Origin of the sequence: Amycolatopsis sp. NPDC058340 (assembly GCF_042723975.1) — a bacterium.
Lineage (GTDB): Bacteria > Actinomycetota > Actinomycetes > Mycobacteriales > Pseudonocardiaceae > Amycolatopsis.
The window spans coordinates 98,713-108,080 of the sequence record NZ_JBHXIB010000026.1 but is presented as its reverse complement, the minus strand read 5'-3'; the positions used below and the strand labels follow the sequence as shown (position 1 = coordinate 108,080).

Annotated in this window: 9 protein-coding genes; 4 read left to right on the top strand and 5 right to left on the bottom strand. The window is 69.2% G+C overall.

Going from position 1 to position 9,368, the window contains the following annotated elements; genetic code table 11:
• Window positions 1-30: 30 nt before the first annotated feature.
• Window positions 31-876 carry a formate dehydrogenase accessory sulfurtransferase FdhD gene (gene fdhD, locus ACFWIW_RS26065; RefSeq protein ID WP_378370851.1) on the bottom strand — a complete coding sequence of 282 codons (846 nt, stop codon included), beginning with the start codon at window positions 874-876 and terminating at the stop codon, window positions 31-33.
• Window positions 877-977: 101 nt separating this feature from the next.
• Between fdhD and ACFWIW_RS26060 the strand changes: the two genes are divergently transcribed.
• From ACFWIW_RS26060 to ACFWIW_RS26045, 4 genes are read left to right on the top strand one after another with little or no spacing between them, the layout of a single operon-like run.
• Window positions 978-2,339, top strand: coding sequence for an OFA family MFS transporter (locus ACFWIW_RS26060; protein WP_378370850.1), 1,362 nt, complete (start codon window positions 978-980; stop codon window positions 2,337-2,339).
• Window positions 2,336-2,464: a hypothetical protein gene (locus tag ACFWIW_RS26055; RefSeq protein ID WP_016332363.1), complete on the top strand. Its 129-nt coding sequence runs from the start codon at window positions 2,336-2,338 to the stop codon at window positions 2,462-2,464. The genes ACFWIW_RS26060 and ACFWIW_RS26055 overlap by 4 nt, the downstream gene beginning before the upstream one ends.
• A 13-nt stretch (window positions 2,465-2,477) precedes the next feature.
• A complete protein-coding gene (locus ACFWIW_RS26050; protein ID WP_378370849.1) occupies window positions 2,478-3,221 on the top strand; it encodes an SDR family NAD(P)-dependent oxidoreductase in 744 nt (247 codons plus the stop codon).
• Between the two features lie 48 nt (window positions 3,222-3,269).
• Window positions 3,270-4,673 (top strand): LCP family protein, encoded by a 1,404-nt coding sequence (locus ACFWIW_RS26045; protein WP_378370848.1) that lies wholly within the window; start codon window positions 3,270-3,272, stop codon window positions 4,671-4,673.
• 6 nt (window positions 4,674-4,679) lie between these two features.
• Here ACFWIW_RS26045 and ACFWIW_RS26040 read toward each other — a convergent pair whose 3' ends face one another.
• The 4 genes from ACFWIW_RS26040 to ACFWIW_RS26025 form a co-directional block, all read right to left on the bottom strand.
• Complete coding sequence (locus ACFWIW_RS26040; RefSeq protein ID WP_378370847.1) at window positions 4,680-5,567, bottom strand: hypothetical protein; 888 nt, start codon at window positions 5,565-5,567, stop codon at window positions 4,680-4,682.
• Between the two features lie 81 nt (window positions 5,568-5,648).
• Window positions 5,649-7,961 (bottom strand): FdhF/YdeP family oxidoreductase, encoded by a 2,313-nt coding sequence (locus ACFWIW_RS26035; protein ID WP_378370846.1) that lies wholly within the window; start codon window positions 7,959-7,961, stop codon window positions 5,649-5,651.
• Window positions 7,962-8,005: 44 nt separating this feature from the next.
• The gene (locus tag ACFWIW_RS26030; protein WP_378370845.1) at window positions 8,006-8,332 is read right to left on the bottom strand and encodes a hypothetical protein; all 327 of its coding nucleotides are present in this window, start codon (window positions 8,330-8,332) and stop codon (window positions 8,006-8,008) included.
• A 30-nt stretch (window positions 8,333-8,362) separates the two neighbouring features.
• The gene (locus ACFWIW_RS26025) at window positions 8,363-9,331 is read right to left on the bottom strand and encodes a hypothetical protein (protein WP_378370844.1); all 969 of its coding nucleotides are present in this window, start codon (window positions 9,329-9,331) and stop codon (window positions 8,363-8,365) included.
• Window positions 9,332-9,368: the final 37 nt, after the last annotated feature.

Genomic DNA, 9,368 nt, shown 5'->3' with positions numbered 1-9,368 from the left:
GTAAGGGCCTCGTGAGTGGCGAGGACGGTTCTAACCGTCCTCGCCACTCACGAGGCCGAGCACCCGCTGTTCCCCGGTGTAGAGGTTCATGCTGTCGCCGCGCAGGAAACCGATGAGGGTCATGCCGTTCTCCTCGGCCAGTTCCGCGGCCAGCGACGACGGCGCGGAGACGGCCGCCAGCAGCCCGATCCCGGCCATGGCCGCCTTCTGCACCAGCTCGAACGAGGCGCGGCCGGACACCAGCAGCCCGGTGTCCGCCGCGGGGATCCGGCCCTCCTGCAGTGCCCAGCCCAGCACCTTGTCGACGGCGTTGTGCCTGCCGACGTCTTCGCGGACGACGGCGAGGTTCCCGTCTCCGTCGAACAGGGCGGCCGCGTGCAGGCCGCCGGTGCTGGAGAACACCTTCTGGTGCGCACGGAGCGTGTCCGGGAGCTTCGCCAGCACGTCGGTGCTCACCGCGAATTCGGACTTCTCCGGGGAAAACCGGCTCTTCAGCTTCACCGCGTCGAGCGCGGCCTTGCCGCAGACGCCGCACGAGGACGTGGTGTAGAAGTTCCGCTCGACGCCGGTCTCCGGCGGAGCGACCCCTTCGGCCAGCGCGATGTCCAGGACGTTGTAGGTGTTGCGGCCCTGGTCGTCGACGCCGTCGCAGTACCGCGCGACCGCGACGTCCTCGCGCGCGGCGAGCACGCCTTCGGACAGCAGGAACCCGTGCGCGAGCTCGACGTCGTTGCCGGGTGTCCGCATGGTGACCGCGAGTGCCTTGCCACCGACGCGGATCTCCAGCGGTTCTTCGGCCGCGAGCGCGTCGGGGCGCCGCACGTCCTTGGTCGCGGAGATCTTCCGCACCGGACGCCGCACCGTCACCCTGCCCACTTGTCCACCCTTCTGACCGGTTATTCGACACTTGAGTACTGCAACGTCGGGAATTAAGTAATACATTCCCAGTGCACATCCTCAGAGTACGGAGGCGCCGGATGGCTGTCGGCTTCCTGGACCGTTCCCGCATCGTCGCATCACCGGGCTGGAGCCGCTGGCTGGTGCCGCCCGCCGCGCTGGCCGTCCACCTGTCGATCGGGCAGGCCTACGCGTGGAGCGTCTTCAAACCGCCGCTGGAGAAGACCCTCGGCCTCACCGGCACGGAGAGCGCGCTCCCGTTCCAGCTCGGCATCGTGATGCTCGGGTTGTCGGCGGCCTTCGGCGGCACGCTGGTCGAACGCAACGGGCCGCGCTGGGCGATGTTCGTCTCGATGGTCTGTTTCAGCTCGGGCTTCCTGCTCTCCGCGCTCGGCGTGGCGACTTCGCAGTACTGGCTCGTCGTCCTCGGCTGGGGCGGGATCGGTGGCATCGGGCTCGGGATCGGCTACATCTCGCCGGTTTCCACCTTGATCAAATGGTTCCCGGACCGGCCGGGGATGGCCACCGGCATCGCGATCATGGGCTTCGGCGGCGGCGCGCTGATCGCCTCCCCGTGGTCTTCCCAGATGCTGGGCGCGGCGCCGTGGTCCATCGGGACGGTCGCGACGGCGTTCCTCGTGCACGGTCTGGTCTACGCCGTCTTCATGACCCTCGGCATCCTGCTGGTGCGCGTCCCCGCCGACGGCTGGAAGCCGACGGGCTGGGAACCGAAGACCGACCACGGCAACGCGATGATCACCACCGCGAACGTGTCCGCGCGCAACGCGCTCAAGACACCGCAGTTCTGGCTGCTCTGGGTGGTCCTGTGCTTCAACGTGACCGCGGGTATCGGCATCCTGGAGAAGGCCTCGCCGATGATCGCGGACTTCTTCCGCGAGACCTCGACCCCGGTCGGCACCGCCGCCGCGGCCGGGTTCGTCGCGTTGCTCTCGCTGACCAACATGCTCGGCCGGTTCGTCTGGTCGTCCACTTCGGACCTGGTGGGGCGCAAGAACATCTACCGGCTGTACCTCGGCGTCGGCGCCCTGCTCTACCTCGTGATCGCGCTGACCACCAACGCCTCGAAGCTCGTGTTCGTCCTGTGCGCGATGTTGATCCTGTCGTTCTACGGCGGCGGTTTCGCGACCGTGCCGGCGTATCTGAAGGACCTCTTCGGCACCTACCAGGTGGGCGCGATCCACGGCAGGCTGCTGACCGCGTGGTCGATGGCGGGGGTGCTCGGGCCGCTGATCGTCAACGCCATCGCCGACAGCCAGAAGGCGGCGGGCAAGGTCGGCCCGGATCTGTACTCGACGTCGCTGTTCATCATGATCGGCCTGCTGGTCGTCGGCTTCGTCGCCAACGAACTGGTGCGCCCGGTCAACCCGAAGTACCACGAGCCGGCGCCGTCCGGCGAGCCCGCGAGGAGTGAGGCCCGATGACCGAACAGGTTCCCGAACGCCGCCGCACCGGGCTGATGGTCTTCGCGTGGCTGTGGGTCGCGCTCCCGTTCGCCTACGGCGTCTACGAACTGTTCCGCAAGGTGGTGCAGCTCTTCGGCGGCTGAGTAGGGTCGGCCCGTGGGAGTTCTGGTCACCGGGGCGTCGCGCGGCATCGGCCGTGCGATCGCCCGCGCGTTCGCGGAAAAGGGCGACCGTGTCGCCGTCCACTACGCCTCGAAACGGGAGGACGCCGAGCGGACGCTCGGCGAGCTGCCCGGTTCCGGGCACGGCCTGGTCCAAGGTGACCTATCGGAGCCCGAAGTGGCGCGGCGGGTCGCCGACGAGGCCGAGGCGCTGGTGGGCGGCGTCGACGTCCTGGTGAACAACGCCGCCTTCGCGCCATCCGCGGCCTGGGCCCATCCTGTCGCCGAAGTGTCCTATGAGGACTGGCAGCGGGTCTGGCGGCGGATGTTCGACGTCAACGTGCACGGCACCGCGAACGTGACCTACTGCGTGGCGCGGCACATGATCGAGCGCGGCGCGCCCGGCCGCGTGGTCAACATCGGCTCGCGCGGAGCCTTCAAGGGCGAGCCCGAATTCCCGGCGTACGGCGCGAGCAAGGCGGCGCTGCACTCGCTGGGGCAGTCGCTCGCCGTCGCCCTCGCCCCGCACGGGATCGCCGTGACCTCGGTCGCGCCCGGTTTCACCGCGACCGACCGGGTCGCGGCGAAGGTCGAAGGCGCGCGGGGCGAGAGCCCGTTCGGCCGGGTCGGCACGCCGGAGGAGGTCGCGGCCGCGGTGCTCTACCTCGCTTCCGGCGAGGCCGCGTGGGCGTCCGGCGCGATCCTCGACCTGAACGGCGCGTCGCATCTGCGGATGTGAACTGGATCACCTATGCAGCGTTGAAGGCCTCCCGCGCGTCTACGGAACGTGCACAAGCTGGGGAAGGTCCTGGTCGCCGCGCTGGCGGTGGCGGTGTTCGGCGGGACCGCGTACGGATACACGACGCTGGAGTCGCTCGACGGCATCACCCGCGAGGACGTGATCGAGGCGCCGGATCCGGGGGAGCAGCCCGCCGACGGTTCGCTGGACATCCTGCTGGTCGGACGCGACGCGCGGACCGACAACCAGGACCGGCCGCTCCCGCCGGAGATCCTGCGCGAACTGCGGGCCGGGGCGAACGGCGACGACCTGACCGACACGCTCATAGTGCTCCGCATCCCCAACGGGCAGCAGGCGGTGAAGGCGTTCTCGATCCCGCGTGACTCGTGGGTCGCGCAGCCGGGCACGAAGGACAAGAGCAAGATCAACGAGATCTTCGGCCGGACCAAGTTCGCCTCGGCCAACGAGCAGCGAGCCGCGGGCAAGACCGACAAGGCCGAGATCAACAAACAGGCGATCACCGCGGCGCGGAAGGCGACCCTGAAGGCCGTCGAGGAGCTCAGCGGCGTCAAGATCGACCACTTCGCCGAGGTCAACCTGCTGAGCTTCTACGAGATCAGCAAGGCCGTCGGCGGCGTCGAGGTCTGCCTGAAGAAGGCGACCAAGGACCGCGATTCGGGGGCGGACTTCCCCGCCGGGCGGCAGACCATCGCGGGCGCCGACGCGCTCGCCTTCGTCCGCCAGCGCAAGAACCTGCCCCGCAGCGACCTCGACCGCGTCCGCCGTCAGCAGGTGTTCCTCGCGGGACTGGCGAAGCAGGTGCTCTCCGGCGGGACCCTCGCCAACCCGGCGCGCGTGTCCGACCTGATCGACGCGGTGAAACGTTCGGTCGTGCTCGACGGGTCGTGGAACCTGCTCGACTTCGTGCGGCAGATGCGCGGCGTGTCCGGCGGCGGGATCGCGTTCGAGACCATCCCGGTGGTCAACCCCGACTACCGCTACGACCCCCGGCATCCGACCTGGACCGCCGTGCAGGTCGACCCCGCCCAGGTGCGCGCGTTCGCCGCCTCCCTGATCGGCGCCCAGCCCGCGACACCGCAGGCGCCGGCCGGGCCCAAGGTCGACGTCGTCAACGCGAGCGGCAAGGACGGTCTCGCCGCCCGCGTCTCGGATCTCTTGGCGGAGAAGGGATACGGCAAGGGCGACACGAAGGCCGAGGCCGGTCGGCGGACGTCGGTCGTCCGGTACAGCGACGCGGCCGGGCCCGCCGCGGAGATCGCGAAACTGCTCGGCGGACTGGACCTCCAGAAGGCCGATTCGGTCGCGGCGGGCCAGGTCGAGGTCGTCCTCGGCCAGGTCTACAAAGGACCGGGCGTCTCCGCGGGCGGTGGAGCGACGGGCGCGCTCGCGGAGCCGCCGATCACGGCCGAAGGCGCCGACTGCATCGACTGAGCCGCGTCACTCCCTTGGCGGGATCTTCCCGTTCTTGGCGACCGGGAGGCCGAGCTGAACCGGCTCGGTGATCACGGCGGCCTCGCTGGGAAGGTGGGCCAGCACCGGGTTCAGGTGGGTCAGCTTCAGCGTGACCGGCCCGACCACGCTCGGCGCGGTGCTGACATCCGCCTTCGCCAGATCCAGCCACTGGACGGTGCCGAGCACCTCCGGCGGGATCTCGTCACCGCGTTTCGCCACCGGGACGCACAACTGCCGCGCGTTGCCGACCTTCACGTCCGTCTTCGGCCGGTCGGCCAGCACCGGGTTGAGATGGCCCAGTGTGAGCGGGAACGGGACGGTGGGGATGCCGAGGACGCGCAAGGCGTAGCACTCGAGGTCGATGTGCCGCACGAACGACAGGATCTCCGGCGGCGGCAGCTTCCCGTTCTTCGCGACCGGGACGCACAACTGCTCCGGCGACAACATGGTCACGTGCGAGTCCTGAATGCCGAGCTTCTGCACGACGGGGTTCAGATGGCTCAGCGTCAACGGGAAGTCCACCGTGCGGCCTTCGATCCGGTAGCACGACAGATCCACCCAGCGGACGAAGTCGATGATCCCCGGCGGCGGGATCACGCCGTTCTTCGCGACCGGCACGCAAAGCTGCTGGCGTTCACCCAGCTTGACCGTCTCCACCGGCAGGTTCCCGAGCACCGGATTGAGGTGCTTGAGGGTGAGCTCCACCGATGGTGGTTTGTAGCCTTCGGTCTTGTAGCAGGACAGGTCGAGCTGGGAGACGAACGGCAGCGGCGGCGGTGCGCCCGGAGCGGCGGTGGCCGCGCCGGGCAGCACCGCGACGAGCAAGAGCGAGGCCAGGGCGGCGAAGCAACGCAAGGTCGATCTTCGTGACATGGCAAGGCCTTTCCGCGAAAGGGGTGGGCCATTTCACGGTGGACCCCGCTTGGTGCCGCGCGGCACCGCCAAGAGGGCGGCCTATGGTGCGGTCACCGGCTCCAGCCGTACCACGATCGCCTTCGACACCGGGGTGTTCGACTTGTCCGCCACCGCGTCCAGCGGCACCAAGGCGTTCGCCTCCGGGAAGTACGCGGCCGCGCAGCCCTTCGCCGTCGGATAGGAGACCACCCGGAACCGCGGGGCCCGGCGGTCGCCGTCCCGCCATTCCGAGACCAGGTCGACCATCGCGCCGTCGGAAAGCCCGAGCGAGGCCAGGTCCTCGGGGTTCACCAGCACCACGCGCCGCGCGTCCTCGATACCGCGGTAACGGTCGGAAAGGCCGTAGATGGTGGTGTTGTACTGGTCGTGGCTGCGCATCGTCTGCAGCAGCAGCCTGCCTTCGGGCACCTCGGGGTATTCGAGCTCGGAGACGGTGAAGTTCGCCTTGCCGTTCGCGGTTCCGTTGAACTGCCGGGAATCGCGCGGCGCGTGCGGCAGGACGAACCCGTCGGGCTCGCGCACCCGGGCGTTGTAGTCGTGGCAGCCGGGCACGACCTTCGCGATCCGGTCGCGGATCAGGTCGTAGTCGGCGTGGAACTCCCGCCACGGCACGGCGTGCCCGGCGCCGAGCAGGGCTTCCGCGAGATGGCAGATGATCGCGACCTCGGAGAGCAGATGCTCGCTGGCCGGGGCCAGCCTGCCGCGTGAGGTGTGCACCTGCGACATCGAATCCTCGACGGTGACGAACTGTTCGCCGCCGGCTTGGACGTCGCGTTCCGTGCGGCCGAGGGTGGGCAGGATCAGCGCCGTCTTGCCGGGCACGACGTGTGAGCGGTTGAGCTTCGTCGACACGTGCGCGGTCAACGAGCACGACTTGAGCGCCTTTTCGGTCAGCTCCGTGTCCGGGGTGGCGGAAGCGAAGTTGCCGCCGACGGCGAAGAAGACCTTGCCGTGCCCGTCCCGCATCGCGCGGATCGCGGCGACGGTGTCGTGACCGTGGTCTCGCGGCACCTTGATGCCGAACTCCGCGTCGAGGCTGTCCATGAACGATTCCGGCATCTTCTCCCAGATGCCCATCGTCCGGTCGCCCTGGACGTTGGAGTGCCCGCGCACCGGGCACAGGCCCGCGCCCGGCTCGCCGATCATGCCGCGCATCAGCGCCAGATTCGCGATCTCGGAGATGGTCTGCACCGCGTGCTTGTGCTGGGTCAGGCCCATCGCCCAGCAGTAGATGGTCCGCTTCGACGTCGCGATCATCCGTGCCAGCCGCTCGATCTGCTCACGCGGCAGCCCGGTCGCGGTGCCGACCTCGGTCCAGTCGATCTCGCGCAGGTGCTTCGCGTAGTCCTCGAACCCTTCGGAGGACGACTCGATGAACGCGTGGTCGACGATCGTGCCGGGGGTCTCCTGCTCCCACTGCAGCAGGAGATGACCGATCGCCTGGAACAGCGCGAGGTCGCCGCCGAGCCGGATCTGCGCGAACTCGTCGGCCAGCGGGGTGCCCTTGCCGACCACGCCGCGGACGTTCTGCGGGTTCTTGAACCGCATCAGGCCCGCTTCGGGCAGCGGGTTGACCGCCATGATCTTCGCGCCGTTGCCCTTGGCCTCTTCCAGCGCGGACAGCATGCGCGGATGGTTGGTGCCGGGGTTCTGGCCGACCACCACGATCAGATCCGCCTTGTGGATGTCGGCGAGCGACACCGAACCCTTGCCGATCCCGGTCGTGGCCGCGAGCGCCGCGCCGGAGGACTCGTGGCACATGTTGGAGCAGTCCGGCAGGTTGTTGGTGCCGTAGGAGCGCACGAGCAGCTGGTAGAGGAACGCGGCCTCGTTGCTGGTGCGGCCGGAGGTGTAGAAGATCGCTTCGTTCGGGTCGCTCAGCGCGCGCAGTTCGTCCGCGACCAGCGTGAACGCGTCGTCCCAGGAGATCGGTTCGTAGTGCGAAGCCCCTTCGCGCAACACGAACGGCTCGGTGATGCGGCCCTGCTGGCCGAGCCAGTAGTCCGTCTTGTCCGCGAGCTCGTGGATGGAATGCGCGGCGAAGAACTCGCGGCCGACCCGGCGCTTCGTCGCCTCCTCGGCGACGGCCTTCGCCCCGTTCTCGCAGAACTCCGCGAGTTTGCGGTGCTCGCCGTCGACCTCGCGCGGCTCCGGCCAGGCGCAACCCGGACAGTCGAAACCGTCGCGCTGGTTCAGCAGGCGCAGCGTCTTCACGGTGCGCGCGGCGCCCATCTGCTCCATGCCGCGCATCAGGGAGACGGCGACACCGGGGATCCCGGCCGCCCAGCTCTTCGGTTTCCCGACTTCGAGCTGTGTCTCGTCAACGTCGTTCGCGGGTGCTTCGCGGGTCATGCCCCCATCGTGCGCCTTGCCGCTTCCGCGCGCGACCGAGGGGGTCAGGCGTCGGTGACGAGCCGGGTGATCTGCGATTCGTCGAGCGGGAACCAGGGCGTCTCGTTGACGCCGCGTTCCTGCACCGCGTTCACCGTCACCGCAGCCACGACCAGCACGATCAGGCCGACGAGCGCCGCGATGCCCGGCCACCGGCTCGTCCCCGGCGCGGAGTAGCCGCCCCCGGAGGCCGCGGCGGCCTTCTGCTGCTTACGACGCTTCTTCTTGAGTTCCTTCTTCGCGCCCAGCCAGGCGTCGCGTTCTGCGTGTTTCTGCCAGTCCGGATTCATCAGATCCGGATGGGTCTCGATCCGCCGGTCCTCTTCGTCCATCTCGGTCCTCTTCCCCAGGGTTTCGGCCGGCTACCGGCAGGTGTCCCTCGTCGGCATGGGTTTCGTCGGGTCGTAGGTGGCGGCTTCGTCGACAGCGGGAACGCCGTAATTGGGCGCGCTCTTGTCAGCGTACTGGGGTGCGAGGACGCCGGTCTTGATGGCGTCACAGGCCATGCGTGAGGTGAAGCCCGAGCTTGCGCCCAGGCTGAGTCCCGCGTCACCCTTCGCGAACGGTGCCTTGCGGAGCACGTAGTCCTCCTCGTCGCGGACGAACGGGACGATGTCCACCGGCGAGCGGGCCTCACCCGGGCGTACGTCGAAGGCGTACGCGGTCACGTAACTCGCGTGGACGATCAGCTCGCCCTTGCGACCGGCCTTCGCGGTGAGAAAACCGGTCATGCGCGGCCGCGCCGGGAGCAGCCGATTCGTCCCGAGGAGGGTCAGGTAACCGCCCTTCTCGACGGTGGGTGCGCTCGTCAGCGTCGCTTCGAGCCGGGCGCGCTCGTTCGGGGTCAGCAGGGCGAGCAGTTCCGAGCCGTCGCCGCTCAGCGCACGGGAGCCGAGCCGCGCGGCCGCGATGGCCTCCGTCGCCTTGCGATAGGCGGCGTCGACCTCCTGCGCGGTGAAGTCACCGACGGCCTGCCCCGGCGGCACGGTGATCCCGGCGAGGCCTTCACTCCAGTTCGCGGCCGGGGTGCGGTCGTAAGGCCGGGCGAGGTCGACGCCGATGACCACCGGGGCCACCTTCGGAGGCTGCCCCGGATCGGAACTTCCCCGCATCTGCTGCACGACGACCGTCGCGGCCCCGAGCACCGCCACGGTCCCGGTCACGAACAGGACCACGACGACCTTGCGGGTCATCCGTAACCGGCGGCGCGGCCGCTGCTTCCGGCGCCGTTTGAGGTCCTTCTTCGCGCCGAGCCGGGCTTCGCGCTCCGCGTGCTTGCGCCATTCCGGATCGATCAGATCCGGATGCGTCTCCAGCTGCCGGTCTTCCAAGAACCCGCCCCTCCCCAGTGCGTGACGACATCCCCTC

Coding starts and splice junctions, on each gene's coding strand:
- ACFWIW_RS26035 (WP_378370846.1), bottom strand. CDS start 7,961: ATGACCCGCGAAGCACCCGCGAACGACGTTGACGAGACACAGCTCGAA.
- ACFWIW_RS26060 (WP_378370850.1), top strand. CDS start 978: ATGGCTGTCGGCTTCCTGGACCGTTCCCGCATCGTCGCATCACCGGGC.
- ACFWIW_RS26040 (WP_378370847.1), bottom strand. CDS start 5,567: ATGTCACGAAGATCGACCTTGCGTTGCTTCGCCGCCCTGGCCTCGCTC.
- ACFWIW_RS26055 (WP_016332363.1), top strand. CDS start 2,336: ATGACCGAACAGGTTCCCGAACGCCGCCGCACCGGGCTGATGGTCTTC.
- ACFWIW_RS26030 (WP_378370845.1), bottom strand. CDS start 8,332: ATGGACGAAGAGGACCGGCGGATCGAGACCCATCCGGATCTGATGAAT.